Annotated in this window: 18 protein-coding genes and 1 tRNA gene; 3 read left to right on the forward strand and 16 right to left on the reverse strand. The window is 69.4% G+C overall.

Translation table 11 applies throughout. The features are described from left to right. Positions 1-1,636: 1,636 nt before the first annotated feature. Entirely contained in the window at positions 1,637-3,268 is a 1,632-nt protein-coding gene (locus IPH07_15410) for an NAD-binding protein (protein MBK6918780.1), read from the forward strand. Between the two features lie 8 nt (positions 3,269-3,276). Here IPH07_15410 and IPH07_15415 read toward each other — a convergent pair whose 3' ends face one another. The 3 genes from IPH07_15415 to IPH07_15425 form a co-directional block, all read right to left on the reverse strand. Continuing rightward, entirely contained in the window at positions 3,277-4,278 is a 1,002-nt protein-coding gene (locus IPH07_15415) for a hypothetical protein (protein MBK6918781.1), read from the reverse strand. Positions 4,279-4,307: 29 nt separating this feature from the next. Then, positions 4,308-4,652 carry a TonB family protein gene (locus tag IPH07_15420; GenBank protein MBK6918782.1) on the reverse strand — a complete coding sequence of 115 codons (345 nt, stop codon included), beginning with the start codon at positions 4,650-4,652 and terminating at the stop codon, positions 4,308-4,310. Between the two features lie 43 nt (positions 4,653-4,695). Next, positions 4,696-4,769: transfer RNA gene (locus IPH07_15425), tRNA-Arg, on the reverse strand. Positions 4,770-4,870: 101 nt separating this feature from the next. Here IPH07_15425 and IPH07_15430 point away from each other — a divergent pair. Together IPH07_15430 and IPH07_15435 are read left to right on the forward strand one after the other, a co-directional pair. After that, complete coding sequence (locus tag IPH07_15430) at positions 4,871-5,326, forward strand: hypothetical protein (GenBank protein MBK6918783.1); 456 nt, start codon at positions 4,871-4,873, stop codon at positions 5,324-5,326. Further along, positions 5,326-5,733: a hypothetical protein gene (locus IPH07_15435; GenBank protein ID MBK6918784.1), complete on the forward strand. Its 408-nt coding sequence runs from the start codon at positions 5,326-5,328 to the stop codon at positions 5,731-5,733. Before IPH07_15430 ends, IPH07_15435 begins: the two co-directional genes overlap by 1 nt. A 40-nt stretch (positions 5,734-5,773) precedes the next feature. On the opposite strand, the gene IPH07_15440 is transcribed toward IPH07_15435, so the two are convergent. The 13 genes from IPH07_15440 to IPH07_15500 all read right to left on the reverse strand — a co-directional run bounded on the left by IPH07_15440 (position 5,774) and on the right by IPH07_15500 (position 18,012). Next, entirely contained in the window at positions 5,774-7,414 is a 1,641-nt protein-coding gene (locus IPH07_15440; protein ID MBK6918785.1) for a methylmalonyl-CoA carboxyltransferase, read from the reverse strand. Positions 7,415-7,445: 31 nt separating this feature from the next. Continuing rightward, a complete protein-coding gene (hisB, locus tag IPH07_15445; GenBank protein MBK6918786.1) occupies positions 7,446-8,156 on the reverse strand; it encodes an imidazoleglycerol-phosphate dehydratase HisB in 711 nt (236 codons plus the stop codon). After that, entirely contained in the window at positions 8,042-8,563 is a 522-nt protein-coding gene (locus tag IPH07_15450; protein ID MBK6918787.1) for a J domain-containing protein, read from the reverse strand. Before IPH07_15450 ends, hisB begins: the two co-directional genes overlap by 115 nt. A 25-nt stretch (positions 8,564-8,588) precedes the next feature. Then, positions 8,589-10,238, reverse strand: a complete 1,650-nt coding sequence (locus tag IPH07_15455) for an Hsp70 family protein (GenBank protein MBK6918788.1) — start codon at positions 10,236-10,238, stop codon at positions 8,589-8,591. Between the two features lie 63 nt (positions 10,239-10,301). Beyond that, positions 10,302-10,892 carry a polysaccharide export protein gene (locus IPH07_15460; GenBank protein MBK6918789.1) on the reverse strand — a complete coding sequence of 197 codons (591 nt, stop codon included), beginning with the start codon at positions 10,890-10,892 and terminating at the stop codon, positions 10,302-10,304. Beyond that, a complete protein-coding gene (locus IPH07_15465) occupies positions 10,889-12,310 on the reverse strand; it encodes a hypothetical protein (GenBank protein ID MBK6918790.1) in 1,422 nt (473 codons plus the stop codon). The genes IPH07_15460 and IPH07_15465 overlap by 4 nt, the downstream gene beginning before the upstream one ends. Before the next feature lie 173 nt (positions 12,311-12,483). Further along, complete coding sequence (locus IPH07_15470) at positions 12,484-13,044, reverse strand: hypothetical protein (GenBank protein ID MBK6918791.1); 561 nt, start codon at positions 13,042-13,044, stop codon at positions 12,484-12,486. 145 nt (positions 13,045-13,189) lie between these two features. Then, positions 13,190-14,536, reverse strand: a complete 1,347-nt coding sequence (locus IPH07_15475; protein ID MBK6918792.1) for an AgmX/PglI C-terminal domain-containing protein — start codon at positions 14,534-14,536, stop codon at positions 13,190-13,192. Positions 14,537-14,767: 231 nt separating this feature from the next. Next, on the reverse strand, positions 14,768-15,295 hold the full coding sequence (locus IPH07_15480) for a biopolymer transporter ExbD (GenBank protein MBK6918793.1): 528 nt from the start codon (positions 15,293-15,295) through the stop codon (positions 14,768-14,770). 132 nt (positions 15,296-15,427) lie between these two features. Next, positions 15,428-15,967 carry a biopolymer transporter ExbD gene (locus IPH07_15485; protein MBK6918794.1) on the reverse strand — a complete coding sequence of 180 codons (540 nt, stop codon included), beginning with the start codon at positions 15,965-15,967 and terminating at the stop codon, positions 15,428-15,430. A gap of 3 nt (positions 15,968-15,970) precedes the next feature. Further along, entirely contained in the window at positions 15,971-16,477 is a 507-nt protein-coding gene (locus IPH07_15490; protein MBK6918795.1) for a biopolymer transporter ExbD, read from the reverse strand. Between the two features lie 148 nt (positions 16,478-16,625). Next, a complete protein-coding gene (locus IPH07_15495; protein ID MBK6918796.1) occupies positions 16,626-17,264 on the reverse strand; it encodes a MotA/TolQ/ExbB proton channel family protein in 639 nt (212 codons plus the stop codon). Positions 17,265-17,511: 247 nt separating this feature from the next. Further along, complete coding sequence (locus IPH07_15500) at positions 17,512-18,012, reverse strand: hypothetical protein (protein ID MBK6918797.1); 501 nt, start codon at positions 18,010-18,012, stop codon at positions 17,512-17,514. Positions 18,013-18,098: the final 86 nt, after the last annotated feature.

Raw genomic sequence — 18,098 nt, forward strand, 5'->3', positions numbered from 1 at the left:
CACGAGGATCTCGGCCGAGCCGTCGTTGTCGATGTCGGCGACCACGGGGTACTCGCTGATGGTCGGGCTCTGGCGAGGGATCGTCAGCTGCACCGCGCCGGTGAGGCCGTCGTAGATGCGGAAATTCTGCTCGTCGGCGTACATCGCCTCGGCGATGCCATCACCGAGGAAGTCGAACGCGGTGCCACCGGCTGCGCCCGAGAAGTCCTGCACGACCGTCTGCCACAGCACGTCACCCGCCGTCGGACCTTCGTACACCGCGTAGGCGCTCTGCGACGAGCTGGCCCACTCGCTGACGTTGTCGCCGTCGAAGTCGTGGATGGTCCCCGGGCGCTGCCACACGAGGTAGGCCGAAGCAGCCACGCCGGTCGGCGTCACTGGTCCGTAGGCGATGCTGCCGTCGTGCTCGATCATCCAGATGCCCTGCCCCGAGGTCACGAAGATCTCGGGCTCGGGATCGTCGTCGAGGTTGCCGACCTGCGGGATCGACTGCGACGTGACCGTGGGGTAGTTGTCGAAGTAGACCGAGCCGTCGAAGTGGTAGGCCGAGTGTCCGGTGATGACCTCGAGCGTGCCGTCGCCGTCGAGATCCGCCGCGGTCGAGCACTCGAGCTCGCCGGGGTTGGGGTTGGTCTGCTCCCACAGCATGTTGCCGTCGTGGTCGTAGACCTCGTGGTTGAACACGATCTCGACATCGCCGTCGGCGTCGAGATCGTGCAGCGCGATGGCCCCCGACTCGCGGTAGAACTGGCTGGCGTTGCCGCCGTCGGTGGTATTGGCCCACTTGACGGTGCCGTCGTGCTCGAACGCCTTGATGCGGAAGACCCCGCCGGAGATGTACTCGGCGACGATCTCCGGCAGGCCGTCGTTGTCGATGTCGCCGATCGCCGGGGTGCCGGTGCAGGAGACCTGCTCGCTCTGGGGGATCGCAAAGTGCAGCACACCGGTGGCGCCGTCGATGATGTTGACGTCACACGGGGTGCTGTAGCTGATGCCGCTGCGGGTCAGCAGCACCACGTCGGGGATGTCGCAGAGGTTGATCTCGCCGTTGCCGTCGTCGTCGGTGAAGTTCGCGACCAGCGGCGTGACCCAGCTCTGCAGCCCCACGCCGAAGGTCCACTGCACCTCGGGGGTGAAGCTGTCGGCCGGCGCGCTCATCTCGCAGTCGCCGACCGCGTCCATGTCGTCGTTGACGTGGCAGAGATCGACCGGGCGCACCATCCCCATGTCGACGTCGTCGCCGACGTCGAACTTGGGCGCCATGGTGTCGACGCCGCTGCTGTCAGCGACCGTGGTCTCTGCGCTGGCCGACGCGCTGCTGGTGACGCCCTCGGTCTGGGCACCGCTGTCACTGGCGGTGACGCTCACGCTCGCGGACAACGACGCGTCCTCGCCACCATCGGCGGTGACGACCCCGCCGCCGGGGTCGCCACACGACACCGCACCACCGAGAACGACCGCGAACGCGGCGGCGAGCGACTTGTCTGCCATCGACGAGGTCTGCACGCGGGCGATCGTAGCGCGCGCACGCCGACGCTGGCGAGCGGTCCGACGCCCCCATCGCACCGGCAGATCGAGCGCGTCCCCCCGTAGGTGGGCGCCTGCGACGCCGAGGCTGGTCTACACTGCCCGCTGCGTGCGTTCTGCGAAGCGTCGACTCGTCGCCCTCATCGCCGGCACCCCGGTGGTGCTGACGCTGCTGGCTGCGATCTACATGGTCGGCATGGAGCGCCTCGAGGGCAGCCCGCGCACGTTCTGGCAGGCCTTCGAGTGGGCCTCCGAGACCGTGACCACCACCGGCTACGGCCACGATGCGCAGTGGCAGCACCCCCTGATGATCGTGTTCGTCTCGATCGTACAGGTGCTGGGCGTATCGCTCACGTTCATCGTGGTCTCGTTGCTGGTGCTGCCGTTCTTCGAGTCGCGCTTCGAGGGCCGCCTGCCGCGCGCGGCGCCCAAGCTGCGCGACTATGTGCTCATCTATCGCTGGGGTCCCGCCGTGGCGTCGCTGGTCGACGAACTCGCGCGGGCGAAGGTCGGCGTGCTCGTGCTCGAGGAGGATGAGACCATCGCGCGACGCCTGCTCGATCGCGGCCGCAAGGTCGTGGTGTGTCGGCTCGACGAAGAGGACCCCGAGCCGTCGCTGTTCGCCAACGCCCGGGCCATCGTCGCCAACGGCAGCGACGCGCAGAACGGCGCCTTCGTGCTGGCGGCGCGCCAGCACGGTTACGCGGGCGAGCTGGTGGCGCTGGCCCAGGAGCCGCTGCACCGCGCGCCGATGATGTTGGCGGGTGCCGCCGCCGTGTATACCCCGCTGCACATCCTCGCGGCCGCGATCGCCGGCCTCGCCAGCGAGCGCATCGCGACCCGCGTCAGTGGCCTCTCGCTGCTCGGCAGCGGCGTGCAGGCCACAGAGGTCCGCGTCGATCGCCGCAGCGACCTGGCCGGCAAGACCCTCGCGCAGGCCGATCTGCGCTCGCGCAGCGGCGCGACCATCATCGCCAAGTGGTCCAAGGGCGTGTTCGTGCCGCACTGCCGCGCCGACACCGTGATCGAGCCCGGTGCCATCCTGGTCGCGGTCGGCGACGCGGCAGCGCTCGAGCGCTTGGCCGCGATCGCGCCGCCGCTCCCGCGCACCGGGCCGATCGTGGTGTGCGGCCACGGCGAGGTCGGTCGCAAGCTGGTCGAGCTGTTGCGTGACGCCGGCGAGCACGTCGTCGTGATCGATCGCGTCGATGGTGCGGGCGTCGACGTGGTCGGCAACGTCTTGGAGCGGGCGACGCTCGAGCGCGCCGAGCTGCACCATGCCCGTGCAGTGATCGTCGCGCTCAGCGACGACGCGACCACACTCTTCGCCGCCAGCGTGCTGCGGGACTTCGCCGCCGAAGTGCCGCTGGTCGCCCGGGTGAACCGGCAGGACAACGTCGAGCGCATCCACCGGGCCGGGGCCGACTTCGCGGTCTCGTTGGCCGAGGTCGCCGGCGAGCTACTGGCGCACAAGCTGCTCGGCGCGCAGTGGACCGCCGAGGGCATGCGCGTCAAGCTGGCCAAGCTCCCCGCCGGCGCGCTGGCCGGCCGCACGCCCCGCGTCGATCGCATCGGCGAGCGCACCGGCTGCTCGATCGTCGCGATCGAGCGCGGCGGCAGCATCATGACCGCGTTCGACGCCGACTCGCCGATCGCAGCCGGCGACGCATTGGTGGTGTGTGGCCCGGAGGACGCGCTGGCGCGCTACCTCGAGCTCGCGGCGCAGGAGCGCGGCGGCTAAAGCCTCGCTCATGGCAGCAGCAGCGACAGGTTGAGCCTCGCCTCGCGATCGTCGAGCCCCGAGGCGTCGATCCAGCCGACCTCGTGCCCTTGCGTCGCCAGGTCATCGGCCGCCACCCACAGCTGCACCGACGCGCCCGCGACGAGCCCGCCGTCGTCGACGAGTTCCTGCAGCAGCGGCGCCAGATCGGGGGAGGCGTTGCTGCCGTCGGTCGACCACGCCAGCCCGCCGGTCGCGGGCCAACGCGCCGAGGCCTCGGTCAGCGCGACGAGATCGCCGCCCGGCAGCGACGCGAGCCCTTCCACCTGTGGCGCGTCGTCGCTGCGCTCGGCCCACACGCGCAGCGCGTGGACCTGCTCGTCCCACTGGTACGTCCCGTGGCCATCGATGGTGAGCACCGCCCCCTGCACCACGGTCCCGGCGGGCAGCGCACGCGGCAGCTGGAAGCGAAAGTAGCCCCAGTACGGCTCGCCCTCGGGGTACTCGCCGAGGTAGGCCTGCCCGAGGGCAACCTCGCCCGACGGTGACCACGTGCCGACCTCGCCCATCACCGTCGGCCACATCGCACCGTCGTCGAGATCGGTGGCGATCGCGATCGGGCCGACCTCGACCGGCGTGGGGCCGCCGTCCGTGCTGTCGCTGCTCGAGCTGCCGCCGTCACCCGTGCTGGTGACCTCGCCGGTACTCGCGACGCTCGTCGATGCCGCCGTGCTCGAGCTGTCGCCCGTCGAAGCGTTGCCCGTACTCGACGACGACCCGCCACCGGAGCTGACATCGCCGGTGCCGACATCGCCGTCGACACACGCGCCCGCGATCCCGGCGGGTGCGTGCTCGCCGAAGCGGCGCCCCGATGCGCACGCGAGATCGGCGAACGAGCAGTAGCCGTTGGGCTCGCATCGTCCGCCGTCGCCGCAGCGAGCATCGTCCTCGCATGCGAACGTGGCGGCACCGCACGCAGCCGAGTGCAGCGCGATCAGCAAGGGTGTGAGCGGTGGCCGGAGTCCGGACACGTTGTCATGGTACGCCTTCTTCGCGACCGTCAGGACGGCGGACGCAGCTCGATGCGCACGTTCGTGCAGGTTTCGTACGCGAGGCCGTCGCGAGTCGCGGGCTCGAAGCGCCAGCCCTCCACGGTGGTCACCGCCAGCGCATCGAACTCGGACTCGAAGGGCTCGATCACGCGCACGTCCTGGGCGATCCCGTCGGTGTCGATGCAGTAGGCGACGCGCACAGCACCCTGGCGGCCGTCCTTCGCGGCCTGGGTCTGCGCGATCGCATCCGCGCTCGGCATCGGGTTCGCGGTCGGGCGCGGGTCGACCAGCACCGGCGCCGGTGGCCGGCACGCCGCCATCACCGCCACGCCCACCAGCCAGCCCGCAACCACGCTCCGCCGACCCCCGAGCACCCGCGGACGCGCCCGCAGGGGGCGCGCGCGGCAGGAATCGAACCTGCGACCTTTGGCTTCGGAGGCCAACGCTCTATCCAACTGAGCTACGCACGCGTGGGGCGATTCTCATACCCGATGCCCCCGCTCACGCGCAAGCAGCTCGGGCTCAGGGGGGGCCATGGCCCGGCCGGGGTCCGCTGCTACACTTTTGCCCAATGGCCATCACCCTCGCTCTCGCGGGCCTGCCCGACCTCGACAAGCTGCGGGAGCTGCTGGAACGCATCCGCGCGATGCTGGCGTTGGGGGGCGTGGCGCTGGCGCTGGCCGTGAGCGCGATCTTCTTGCTGGCGTGGGTGCTCTCGCACCTGCGTCGGCCGGCCGCGCAGAGCCGCGGCGCTGGTTGGCTGGCCACCATCGCCCTGGTGCTGAGTTGGGTGCCGGTCGGCCTGACGGTGGTTGCCGCGGTGGGGGCACTGGTGCCGACCCTGGCGCCCTTCATCCTCAAGAGCTTCGCGCTCGCGGTGCTCGCCGCGGCGCTATCGTGGTGCGTCGCGATCGCAGCGATCATCGGTGGAGGTAGCCGCGAGCACCTCGGTCGCGCCCGCAGGGCGCTGCTGCTGGCCGGCACCCCGTGGTACTGCCTCGCGGTCTACCTGAGCACGCTGCTGTGATGCCCACGCTCTCGCGCGCCCTCGCCTTCGCGGCGGTGTTGCTGCCGGCGGCGTGCCTGCGCCACGGCGTCAGCGATCGTGCGCTCCACATGGTCGATGGCCACGAGGTCTACTCGACGCCACCGTCGAGCGCGGCCTACGCCGCCTACCTGCGCGCCCGACTCGCGCTGGAGGCCGCCCCGCCGCAGCTCGAGGAGGCTCAGCTCGCAATCGACACCGCGATCGCGATCGATCCCGACGACGCCCAACTCTGGGTCGTGCGCGGCGAGATCGCGGCCCGTCGAGGCGACGGTGCCGGGGCGACGCGGGCGGTCGCGAAGGCGCTGCAGCTACGCCCGGAGTATCCGCCCGCCGAACAGCTGCGTGCGCGCCTGGGCGGTGCGAGCAGCGTCGCCGCGCGGCCGTGAGCCCGCATCCTCGACGCCGCGCAGCACCGGCGCGACGCGATCACAGCGGGATGTTGCCGTGCTTCTTGCGGGGGTTGTCCTGCCGCTTGTTGCGGAGCATCGCGAAGCTCTGCGCGACGCGACGACGGGTGTCGGCCGGATCGATCACCTGGTCGATGAAGCCGAGCTCCGCCGCCTTGTAGGGGCTCGCGAAGAGCTCGCGATACTCGGCGGCCAGACGCGCCCGCGTGGCCTCGACCTCGCCGTCGGGCGCCGCCGCGAGCTCGCGGCGGAACACGATGTTGACCGCGCCCTCGGCCCCCATCACCGCGATCTCGGCGGTCGGGTACGCGAGGTTGATGTCGCCGCGGATGTGCTTGCTCGCCATCACGTCGTAGGCGCCGCCGTAGGCCTTGCGCGTGACGATGGTGACCTTGGGCACCGTCGCCTCGGTGAACGCATACAGCAGCTTGGCGCCGTGGCGGATGATGCCGCGGAACTCCTGCTCGGTGCCCGGCAGGAAGCCGGGAACGTCGACCAAGGTCACAAGCGGCACGTTGAATGCGTCACACATCCGCACGAAGCGCGCGGCCTTGGTCGAGGCGTCGATGTCGAGGCAGCCGGCGAGCACCAGCGGCTGGTTGGCGACCACGCCCACGCTCTGCCCACCGACGCGCACGAAGCCAATCACGATGTTGCGGGCAAAGCCCTCCTGCACCTCGAGGAAGTGGCCGTCGTCGGCAATCGCCTCGACGATGCGGCGAATGTCGTAGGCCTTGCTGGGATCGACCGGCACCACGTCGCGCAGCTCGGGGCAGCTGCGATCGACGTCGTCACGGCAGGCCACGCGGGGCGCCTCGCCGAGGTTGTTCGACGGCAGGAACGAAAGCAGCTGTCGCGTCATCGCCAGCGCGGTGGCCTCGTCGCGGCAGCTGAAGTGGGCCACGCCCGAGCGCTCGTTGTGGGTGGCCGCGCCGCCGAGCTGCTCCTTGGTGACCTCCTCGTGGGTCACCGCGCGGATGACATCGGGCCCCGTGATGAACATGTAGCTCGACGACTCGACCATCAGCACCAGGTCGGTGAGCGCTGGCGAGTAGACGGCTCCGCCGGCGCAGGGTCCGAGCACGAGCGACAGCTGCGGCACGACGCCCGACGCCAACACGTTGCGCTTGAAGATCTCGGCGTAGCCCGCGAGCGACTCGACGCCCTCCTGGATCCGAGCGCCGCCCGAGTCGTTGAGACCAACGACCGGCGCGCCGACGTCCATCGCGAGGTCCATGACCTTGCAGATCTTCCGCGCGTGGGCCATGCCGAGGCTGCCGCCGAAGGCCTCGAACTGCTGCGCGAACACGAACACCACGCGACCATCGACGGTGCCGTGCCCGGTGACGACGCCGTCGCCGAAGACCTGCTTGCTGCCCATGCCGAAGTCGTGGCAGGCGTGGGTCACGAAGCGGTCGAGCTCGACGAACGAGCCCGGGTCGAGCAGGCCCTCGATGCGCTCGCGCGCCGACAGCCGCCCCTTGGCGTGCAGGCGCTCGTGCACCGCGGCCGCGGCAGCCTCGACGGTCGCGGTCGCGGCCGCGACCGCCTCGGCGTCGCCACGGGCGTGGCCGGGGCCACCGCCGGCGTCGGCCAGGCGCTCCCGCAGCTGGTGGATGGCCTGGGGATCGGGGGTCGCTGCTCGCTTCGACTCTGCCATGCGCACGCCTACTCGGCCGCGCGAGAGTAGATCAGAGCGAGCCCTTGGTCGACGGAACGTCGGTGATCGAGCCGTCGGGTCGGCACGCCATCCGTAGCGCGCGTGCGAAGGCCTTGAACGCGGCCTCGACCACGTGGTGACAGTTGCCGCCCGCGCGCAGGTGCAGGTGCAGGTTCATGCGCGCGGACACCACCAGCGCGCCGAAGAACTCCTTGACCAGATCGCAGTCGAAGGTGCCGATCCAGCGGCCGGACAGCACCGGCAGGTCGTACACGAGGTAGGGCCGCCCGCCGAGGTCGATCGCGGCGTCGACCAGGGTCTCGTCCATGGCCAGCGAGAAGCAGCCGTAGCGGTGGATGCCCGCGCGGTCGCCCAGTGCCTGGTCGAGCGCGGCGCCCAGCACCAGGCCGGTGTCCTCGACGGTGTGGTGGCCGTCGACCTCGATGTCGCCCTCGGCATCGAGCTCGAGCGCCATCGCGCCGTGCTTGGCGAGCGCCTCGAGCATGTGCGTGAAGAACGGCAGCGGCGTGCGCACCTTCGACGGCGCGGGCGCGTCCTCCGGCGCGGTCAGCGAGGCGGTGATGCGGGTCTCTCGTGTGACGCGCTCGATCAGTGCGCGACGTGGGCTCATGGTCGACCGCCGATCTGGGCCTGGGCCTGGGGGTGCTGCCGGATCTCGTCGAGCACTGCCAGCAGCGGTGGCGCCTGCTCGAGCCCGAGCCCGAGCCGCACGTCGATCCATGCGCCGCGTACGTCGCCGCGCGCGAGCTTGGCCCGCGCAGCCCGCAGATAGATCCGCGCGAAGGTGTTCGCGACCTGCCGCTCGTCGGGGGTGTTGCGACGCGCCCGCGCGACCTCCGAGAGCCGCACCTGGCCCTTCACGCGGGCCTCGTCGTAGGCGGCGCGCAGCTCGGGGTCGCACAGCACCTGGTAGGCCTCGGTCATGCGCTTGTAGATTTCGTAGGCCTGGGTGCGATCGACGGTGCCCGAGGAGAACACGAAGCGATCGGGGTGGTAGCGCTGCGCGCGGGCGTGGAAGGCGTCGCGCACCGCGACGTAGTCGCAGCCGGGCCGCACGCCCAGGAAGTCGTAGTAGGTCGCGGTCGCGAGTCCGTCGTGGAGGCGCCGCAGCTCTTCGTCGTCGGACATCGCCTGGTCCCTCGCGCAGCCCGCGTCAGCGCGGGATCACGGTGTCGCCGCTGCGTGCGACCGCGCCGCCGTCACTGCTGGCGTGCAGGCGCTGCGCCGCGGCCTGGAGGTCCTGCTCCTCGAGCCCGCCGAGCACGCGCATGGTCGCGCTCTGCCGCGCGCCGGTGTCCTGATCGATGGCGCGCACCTCGATGAGGCCGTCGGCGTTGATCTCGAAGGTCACCGCAACGGTGACCTCGCCGCGCGGTGCATCGCGCAGGCCCGCGAGCGTCAGCTCGCCGAGCTTGTGGTTGGCGTCGAAGTCCTCGGCCTCGCCCTGGCACACCTGGATGCGGACAAAGCGTTGGTTGTCGGTGGTGGTCGTGAACAGGCGCGTCTGCTCGACGGGGATCGCGGTGTTGCGCGGGATGACCACGTCGACGAAGCCGCCGAGCGTGCGTACGCCCAGCGTCCGCGGCGTGACGTCGAGCAGCACCGCGGAGGCCTGCGTGTGCGCCTGCGCGCCCCCGCTCGCCTGGGCCTGGGCCATCGGCACCAGCGAGCCGAGCAGCGCGGCGCCCTGGATCGCGGCCCCGACCGCGACCACGCTCATGGGGTTGATCGAGGTCTGCGCCGGCTTGCCGAACACCTGCGCGACGATCTCGCGCACCAGCGGCAGCCGTGTGGTGCCACCCACGAGCACGATCTCGTCGATGAGCTGCGGCACCAGGCCCGCCACCCGCAGCGCGTCGGCGCAGACCGGCACGGTGCGCCGCACGATGGGTTCGATGTGCCAGCGCAGGTCGGCCTCCGACAGTGCGAACTCGAGTCCGCGCCCCTCGTAGACGTCGTCGATGCGAATGCCGCTGCGGTAGTTCTCCGACAGCTCGATCTTCACCTGCTCGGCCATCACCCGCAGGCGCTCCATCGCGACGGTCTTGCCGGCCAGCGAGATGCCGTGCTGCCGCTCGAACGCCTGCGCCATCAACGAGAGCACCGCCTCGTCGATGTCGTCGCCGCCCAGGAACATCTCGCCCGAGGTCGCCAGCACCTCGAAGACGTTGCGGGTGATCTGCAGGATCGTGACGTCGAAGGTGCCGCCGCCGAAGTCGTAGACGGCGATGCGGCGGTCGGTGTCCTCGATGTAGCCGTAGGCCAGCGCGGCCGCGGTCGGCTCGTTGATCACGCGGATGACGTCGAGGTTCGCCAGGCGCGCGGCGATGCGGGTCGCACTGCGCTGCGCGTCGGTGAAGTTGGCCGGCACCGCGATGACGGCCTTGCTGACCGGCTGCTGCAGCGCCTCCTCGGCCATCTCGCGCAGGTACTTGAGGATGTGCGCGGCGATCTCCACCGGCGAGAGCAGCTGGCCGCCCAGCTCGATCGCGACCCCCTCGTTGGGGCCCTCGACGATGCGGTACGGCATGGTCTCGCGCATGCGCTGCACCTCGGGCGAGCCGAAGCGGCGACCGATCATGCGCTTGGCCGAGAACACCACCTGGGTGGGGTCGACCGCGCGGCGCTGCTTGGCGCGATTGCCCACGATGATGCGGCCGTCGGGCATCGCCGCGACGACCGAGGGGATGATGCGATCGTCGCCGCGTCGCACGACCGAGGCCCGCCCGCCGCGCACCACGGCGCACGCCGAGTTGGTGGTCCCCAGGTCGATGCCCAGGACGGGCTCGGACTCGGCGCTCATCGCCAACGCATTGTACGCCACCCAAGCCGCGGGCAGGAGGTCCCGGGCGGGTACGTCGGCGGCTCAGACCGGGGACTCGGGCACGAACACGATGTCGCCCGGCTCGAGCGTCAGGTCCTGCGCGCGGCTCTCGAGGATCGCGGTGGTGTCGATCTCGTAGGTCTGGCGGCCCTTGTCGGTCTCGCGGATGAGCTTCACCCGGCGCGGCATCGCCAGCGGGTTCATCCCACCCGCCAGGGAAATCGCCTGCATGACGGTGAGCCCGGGCTTGAAGGGGTAGCTGCCCGACTCCTTCACCTGGCCCAGCACCGAGACCTCGCGGTTCTGCCGCTCGGTGACCCGCACCGCGACCTGCGGCTGCTTGAACCAGCCATCGCCCAGCTTGGCCTCGATCTCGGCGGCGATCTGCCCCTGGGTCTTCTGCTGCACCTCGATGTCGCCGATCAGCGGGAAGCGGATCGTGCCGGCGTCGGAGACCTCGTAGGGCCCGCTGAGTTCGTCGCGATCGGTCACGCGGATCTCGAGTACGTCGCCCGGCCCGAGGGTCTTGCGCTCGATGGTGTTCGAGGGCGGCACCACCGTGGTGGTGGGTCCGCGTACGCACGCCGCCGCGAGCACGCAGCCAAGCAGCAGCCACGGGGCGCGCGCGATCATATGCGCACCGCCGCGACGAGCGTCACGATGTGACGGAAGTACGAGAGGTTGTCGGTCTGCTGGTCGCCGCTGTTGTTCTCTTGGTTGTAGAGGACGAAGTAGCCGCGGGTGTCCGCCAGCAGGTTGTAGCCGAGCGACAGCGCGAAGATCTTGCCGAGCGGCTGCTCGAGCTTCGCATCGAGCCCGAAGATGGTCGTGCGGCGCTGGAACTTGTCGGCGCCGGAGCCGTTGTAGCCGCCGATGATGTCGGTCTCCACGCCCGGCACCGGCAGGCCCGCGATCTTGCGCGCCGCCACGTTCACGCCCAGGTGCGCGATCATCCGAAAGCGAAACTGGTGGCCCAGCGCGACGCGGCCACCGTTGTCGATGTAGTAGTTGCCGAAGAGCGAGTCCTGGAAGTTGCGATAGACCCCGACGTGAACCAGCGAGCGAAGCGTCGGGAAGTAGTTGAACGAGGCCTGCCCGATGAACGAGTTGAAGCTCGGCCCATTCGGATCGGTGCGGTAGAAGCCGCCGCCCCACCCGGCCATCGCCTCGAGCGCGAACTTGTCGGCGACCTGGCCGCGGTAACCGGCCAGCAGGCGATGGGCGTAGTTGTCCTCGTTGCGACCGGTACCGGGGCTGCCGCAGCAGTCCACGTAGTAGGTGAAGTCCATCGTGTACTGCAGCAGCACCGAACTGCGCGGCAAGAAGCGCCACTTGGACTCGTGGTAGAAGCCGTTCAGGATGCGGTTGCTGCGAAAGAGATTGTCGTTCTCGAACCGTAGGAGCTGCGAGCGGTAGCCGACCGCGAAGCTCAGGCGGCCGCCACCGGGACGTAGGATGAAGGTCAGCTGCCCGCGGTGATCGAGGCGGTTGAAGTTCAGCACGCTGCCGAGCGCCTGGTAGTTGCCCGCCGAGGCGCCGCGGAAGAAGTCCTCGTCGAGGTGCACCGAGAAGCGCCGGCCCGGCAGGAGCGCGAGGCGCACCTGCGTACCAATCGAGAACTTCGGCACCGAGCGCACGTCGACCTGGCGCGACAGGTACTGTCGGAAGCCGCCCAGCAGCGAGATGTTGTAGTCGAACCACCGCCCCGAGCGCTCGGCCGGGGTCATCAGCAGGCCATCGCGGATGTCGCGGTTGCCGATGCCGATCCACGCCGACGGCCACATGAACGACGACACCGTGCGGTCTTCGTCGCGCGCGTTCGAGTACACGTTGCTGTCGAGCCCCAGGCCCAGCGAGAAGCCGGCGTGGAACGTCGATCGCTCGCCGACCTTGATGCCGCGGCCGTCCTCGGCGCGGGGGATGCCGAACGCGTTGTGCAGCACGCCGCCCGCGGCTGCCGGCGCGGCCGCGCCCAGCCACACACAAAGCGCCGCCAACAGCCCCAGGCAGCGGGACCACGACAACGAGCAACCAGCGAGACGAGCAGACACGATCGAGCGAGAAGATCGGAGAAGACGGCGCGTGCGCGTCGGCGGAAGGCTACACCAACTCGCGCAGGCTCGGCCTTGCGGACATCCTTCGGACGAACCGCGCGACACGCTCGCGCATGGGGCACTGCGCGGACTTCCACCACCGTCGCCGCGCAGGCACCCCCGCGCAGCCGCTAGCGCGTCGGGCTCTCCACCGTCGGTGGGCGAGCGTCGTCGACCGGCGGCGGCACCGGTGGCCGGCCACCACCGACGGTCGGGTCGGCGTACGGCACCGTCGGACGCTCGTCGACCTGCGTGCGGGTCTTGTCGTCCTTGTCCTCGGGCCCAGCGTTGCCCGAGCAAGCGCGTGCCTCCTCGACCAGGCGACCCACGCGATCCGAGAGCGCCGTCAGCTTCTCGGCCGCGAAGGCCCGCTGCTGATCCGTCGTGCCGGCGTCCTGCACGACGAGCACCTCGGCGGTCACCAGCTCCATCATCTCCGAGCCGCGCTCCTGCTTGTCGACCAGGCAGGCCGCACGCACGACGTCCTTGTCGGTGTCGGCGGACGCCGTCAGCCGACCCAGCTCCGAGATCGACGCTTCGATCTTCGCGCGGCTCTCCCCCACGGACATCGTGTCGATGGTCGCCGGCGAGGCGGCGGGCTCGGGCGCCGGCCCGCCCGCGGCAGGTTCGGCGGTCGGGGCGGCGTACGACCCCGTGGAGAGCAGCCACGCGGGCAGGCACATCAGCGCCATGGTGCGCAGGGATCGGGTTCCGTGATGTCGAGGACGGAGGTTCGTCACATTTGCCCCCTGGTTCAGGCTACCCATACGCAATGGTGCACGGGGCCGGATTCCGTGTCCAGCCGCGCGAGAAAACCATGGCCGATCGCCCCTCGCGTCAACCGCCGCCCGAGAACACCACCGAGAAGGTGACGTCGGCGCCTTCCTCGGCGCCTTCCATCGGGAAGCGCCAGCCCTGGATCTTCGCGCGGGCGCAGGTGGTGACCGCCTGCGAGCCGACCGAGTCCTCCTCGACGTCGACCTTGGTGACGGTGCCCATCACGCTGATCGAGATCGCGAAGCTCATCTTGCCGGCCAGGTCGGGCTGCGTGCGCAGGGCCTTGTTGTAGCAGTGCTGCAGCGCGCTGGTGCGGTGCTTGATCGCGGCCTTGATCGAGGTCTTGTCGACATCGCCGAACACGTCGGTGTTGGAGGCCTTGGTGACGCCGGCGACCTTGCGCTCGAGCTTGTCGGCCTTGGCCACGAGGTCGGGGCCTTCGCCGGTGTTGAAGCCCTCGGTCTGCACCGCCGCACCCGAGGCGCTGATGCCGGTGCCACCGGGCACGAACGGGCTGATGTCGCCGCCGTCGGCGAGCACGGTGGTGGTCATGCCCTGCTGGAACAGCTCACCGAGGTTGTTCTCGGTCGAGTTGATCACGTCGAAGACGGTGCCCTCACCGGGGCCGCCCCACGTGCCGAGCACACGCGCCACACCGACGCTGCGCGCCTCCGCCATCGCCTTCTCGGAGAACTTCTCCGGCTTGTCCTTGAGGACCTTCGGCTCGGGCTTGGGCTTGTCCTTCTCTTCGACCTTCTCTTCGTCCTCTTCGGCGAGGTCGTCCTTCTTCTCGTCTTCGAGCTCGGGCTCGGGCTTCTTCTCGTCCTCGCGCAGGCCCATCGCGGTCTGGAAGCGCTCGTCGAAGGTGTCGAGCGCCATGTCGTCCTTGCGCTCTTGATTCGCCTGGTAGACGAAGAAGCTGCCGAGCACGGCGGCAGAGCTGGCGAAGGTGTAGCGATCGAGTGGCGTGAACTGATCACGCAGGCGGATCGCGTACTCGGCCGGGAAGATCGCCTTGGGCGGGACCGGCTTCGGCTCGGCGAACTGGAACAGGATCGTCGACTCGCCGATCACCAGCTTGCCCTTGGCGCGCGGATCGAGCACGACGCGAACGCGATCACCACCGCCGTACTGCTGCCGCAGCGCGCTGATGGTGATGGTCTTGTTGCCGAGCGAGAGCTTGCCCTTCGCGGCCGCGGGCAGATCGAGGAAGTAGCGACCCTGCCGGTAGTCGAACATCGTGTGCCGAAGCGGCGCGCGGCCACCGAACAGCATCACGTCGCTGCGGTAGTCGCTGCCGAAGCTGACCGGCCCGGGCTGACTCTGGTGCACCTCGTCGCAGACCAGGCCGTCGAGCACGACGGCGATGCGGAGGACCTTCGTGCGAGGTTGAGGTGCAGCCTTCATCGGTTTCCGCGTTTCACGAGGAATGGGGACCGCCGGTTCCGCTTACAGCGTACGGATGCCCCCTGGGACATCAGCATATCGCGGACGGCCTGGAGCACCAATCTGGCCCCTGTACTTCCCCGCAAACGCGGTTTTTCGTACACCCCGAAGTGACCTGCGCAGGCCCCGCGACAATCTGTCGCAGCTGGGCCGACGACGGCCTTTCGCGGACTGCGAAATCCGTGCGGCCGATCACCCTCCGCGGGTACCCGGCTCCACGACCACGTCATGGAACAGGCACGCCGCGGGGGCGTTCTCGCCCGCATGGGCCGCGACGAGGCTGCATCGTGACCCACGCATCGCATCCATGGTCGCGACCAGCGTCGCCATCGGCACATCGTTCTCGGCATCGACATAGACCACCGGGTCGACGGTGCCCAAGCGGAGCAGGGTCGCGGCCTCGGCCTCGAGGGTCGCATAGTCGTGACGGTCGTCGAGGGCGGCGGAGGCCGAGAGTCCGATCCACTTGGGCGGCGCGCTCCCCCGTGCGCCGATGCTGATCTCGAAGCCGTCGTTGGCGATGAACACCCGCAGCTGCGGCTTGGGCGGCGGCGGGTCCTCGGTGCCCGCGGTGCGCGTCGTCAACGGCGGTCGCACCTCGATCGCACCCATGCGTGCCACCTCCATCGCCAGCAGCAGCGCGGGGATCAGCAAGAGCATGATGTTCATCACCGGCAGCAGCTGCGTCTCGGTGCCCTCTTCGTCTCGCTTCTTCGCCATCGGCCTCGGTCTCCTCGAAGGACCAAGGACCGGCGCGACGGCGCGAAGTTCCGCACCGCGCGCGGACACGAAAAAACCGGGCACCCCACGGTGGGGATGCCCGGCCCTCTCGACGTGCCGTTCGAGGACGAACTAACCGTTCTTCTGCACCACGCAGAAGGCGTACTCGCGGAACTCCGCTTTGCCAGCCGTGTACATCACGTCGACGAGCACCGAGAACTTGAGGTTCTGGTCGCCCACCAGGATGATCCGGCCTTCCCACTCTTCGTTCTTGCCCTCGGCCATCTTCTTGGACCGATCGGCTTCTTCGGCGAGCAGGTCGTACAGCGGGCCGATGAGGTGGCCCTGCAGGGCCGCCGGATCGACTTCGCCGTTCTCGTCCATCTGGACCACGCGGCGGTCCTGGAACGTGATCGCGCGCTGACTGACGTAGACCGGCACGCCGTCTTGGATCGGGGTGTCGGCGGTCGACATCGGCACCTTCTGCCCCGCAGTCGGCGCGATGACGACCGGGTCGGAGCCGTAGCTCTTCAGCAGGTAGGTCACGATGATGGTGATGGCGTCCATGAGGGACGTCATCCCGAGCACCGCGCCCTCCTCTTGGAAGCCACGCTTGGCGGCGCGCTTGGCCTTCTTGCGGGCGAGGAATGCTTCTTCGGCTTCAGTCGCCATGGTTCACCCCGCTCCCGCTTCGACGATGGCCTGATAGAAGTAGCAGTTCTCGGGGACCTCCTCGGTCGCCGCGGCGAGCTTGCACTCGCTGCCCCGCAACGCGTCCATCGTCTTCATCAAGCTCTGCATCGGGATGCTGTTCTCCGCCGACACGGTCACGACCGTCTCCTTGGGGAAGAGCGTCTTGTACTCCTTGGCCTTCGCCTCGAGGCCGGCATAGTCGTACCGCTCGAAGTCGTCGAGCTGTGTGCCCGGCTTCAGGAGCTTGAGCGTCGGTGCGGTGGAGTCGGCCTCCTTGCCCGCCTCGGCGCCGGCCTGCTGGCCCGATGCGCTCACCCGATAGCCGTCTTCCATGATGAAGACCTTCAGGTTGAGCGGCTTGTCCTTCTTCTCGTCTTCCTTCTGATCCGCCGTCGCCGCGAACTTGGGCGGCGAGACCGAGACCGCTGCCATGCGTGCGACCTCCATCGCCAGCAGCAGCGCCGGGATCAGCAGGAGCATGATGTTCATGACGGGAAGCAGGTTCGCTTCCACGGTCTCTTCCTTGAATTTCTTCGCCACGTTTCCCTCCTTTCGTTCCTCGGCTGCTTGGGTGGTCGTACTCGTGCGGGCGTCGGCCTACTGGATGGCTAGGCGTCGACCCGCGGTCGAGGACGGATCAGCCCTGCCGCACGCGGCTGGCGAGGAGGTTCTCCAGCTTGGACGCGTACAGATCGCACTCGTCCGAGACCTTCTTGGCCAGGCCGGAGATGAACATGTGCACGGCGAGCAGCGGGATCGCGACCATCAGACCGAAGCCGGTGGTGTTGATGGCGATACCGATGCCCTTCGCGAGCGCCGTCGCACGCTGATCGGCGGCGACCGTCGCCACCGCGCGGAAGGCCTGGATCATGCCGTCGATGGTGCCGATGAGGCCGAGCAGCGTCGCGATGTTCGCGATTGCCGGCATCATCGAGAGTCGCTTCGAGATCGCAGGACCGACCTCGAGCAGCGCCTCTTCGATCGCAGACGCGATCTCAGCCTCGCTCTTGTTGGCGCGGGTGAGACCGGCCTTGATCACGCGGGCGAGCGCTGCCTTGTCGGCGGCGTTGCACAGCTTGATCGCGCGGTCGATGTTGTTCGCCATCACCAGCTTCTGGATCTGGTTGAAGAACTGCGCTCCGTTGATGTTGAAACGGAAGAACAGGAAGATGAAGCGCTCGATGGTGACGCCCGCGCCGAGCACGGCCGAGAGCGCGATGAAGTGCATCCACGTTCCGCCGTCTTGGTAGAACTCAGCAAATGGTTGACCGCCCATGACTTGTCGTCCTCCTCCTCGTGCGGGCTAGCGCCCGCAATGAACCGGGTGGCACGTCGTTCGAGACCCCGGTTGTTGTTCACGTGTCTGGTGTGTGGTGGTTTCGCATCTTGCCCGAAGTGGGCCTGGCTTGGCGAGCGCCCTTGCGCGTGCAGAGCGCTCGCATCGCCCTCGTCGATGACCCGGCCCGCCATCGCGGGTCCTCGAGTCGGTCGAGGTCGACCCTCTCGGGTCACCTCAACACGGATTAGAACAAAGGATCCTGTACGGACTCAAGCACCAAAGGTGAGAAGGTCGCACCGAGGCGCGCCCAGTCGAAGTCCGCCTGCGAGCGTCGAAGGATGAAGAAGGCGTTCGGCTTCTCGAGCTTGCCTTCGACCAGGAAGTCATCGTCGATCGAGATCGCCTTGCGACCGCCACGCTTCGCTGCGGCGGCGTCGGCCCGCGCCTTGACGGGCGAGGTGCGCTCCGGGCGAGCACCGCTGGCGGCGGCCTCGGCCGCGCCGGGTTTGGCCGCGCCGGGTTGGGTCGCACGGGTCTTGTCCGCAGCGGGCTTCGCTGCGCCCGGCGTCGCCGCATCGGTGTTGCCCGCGGTCGACGTCGAGCTCGGCTTGCCGGCGGTCGACGGCGGAGCCGCGGTCGTCGACTCGCGCGCCGTGGTGGGAGTGGGCTTGGGCGTCGACTTCTGCACGGGTGGTCGTGCAGTGGTCTCGCCGGCAGCGGGCGCCGGTGGGGCCTGTGCGTACACGGGTTGCGAGGCGAGCACCATAGCCAAAAGCATCGGGGCTGCCAAGAGGAGATGCCGAGGTGTGCACGCGGGATCGCAGTCGATGC

It is taken from the genome of Deltaproteobacteria bacterium (assembly GCA_016709225.1).
GTDB classification, from domain to species: Bacteria; Myxococcota_A; Polyangia; order Nannocystales; family Nannocystaceae; genus Xiheibacterium; species Xiheibacterium phototrophicum.

Coding starts and splice junctions, on each gene's coding strand:
- IPH07_15430 (MBK6918783.1), top strand. CDS start 4,871: ATGGCCATCACCCTCGCTCTCGCGGGCCTGCCCGACCTCGACAAGCTG.
- IPH07_15435 (MBK6918784.1), top strand. CDS start 5,326: ATGCCCACGCTCTCGCGCGCCCTCGCCTTCGCGGCGGTGTTGCTGCCG.
- IPH07_15440 (MBK6918785.1), bottom strand. CDS start 7,414: ATGGCAGAGTCGAAGCGAGCAGCGACCCCCGATCCCCAGGCCATCCAC.
- hisB (MBK6918786.1), bottom strand. CDS start 8,156: ATGGATCGACGTGCGGCTCGGGCTCGGGCTCGAGCAGGCGCCACCGCT.
- IPH07_15450 (MBK6918787.1), bottom strand. CDS start 8,563: ATGTCCGACGACGAAGAGCTGCGGCGCCTCCACGACGGACTCGCGACC.
- IPH07_15455 (MBK6918788.1), bottom strand. CDS start 10,238: ATGAGCGCCGAGTCCGAGCCCGTCCTGGGCATCGACCTGGGGACCACC.
- IPH07_15460 (MBK6918789.1), bottom strand. CDS start 10,892: ATGATCGCGCGCGCCCCGTGGCTGCTGCTTGGCTGCGTGCTCGCGGCG.
- IPH07_15470 (MBK6918791.1), bottom strand. CDS start 13,044: ATGGCGCTGATGTGCCTGCCCGCGTGGCTGCTCTCCACGGGGTCGTAC.
- IPH07_15475 (MBK6918792.1), bottom strand. CDS start 14,536: ATGAAGGCTGCACCTCAACCTCGCACGAAGGTCCTCCGCATCGCCGTC.
- IPH07_15480 (MBK6918793.1), bottom strand. CDS start 15,295: ATGGCGAAGAAGCGAGACGAAGAGGGCACCGAGACGCAGCTGCTGCCG.
- IPH07_15485 (MBK6918794.1), bottom strand. CDS start 15,967: ATGGCGACTGAAGCCGAAGAAGCATTCCTCGCCCGCAAGAAGGCCAAG.
- IPH07_15490 (MBK6918795.1), bottom strand. CDS start 16,477: ATGAACATCATGCTCCTGCTGATCCCGGCGCTGCTGCTGGCGATGGAG.
- IPH07_15495 (MBK6918796.1), bottom strand. CDS start 17,264: ATGGGCGGTCAACCATTTGCTGAGTTCTACCAAGACGGCGGAACGTGG.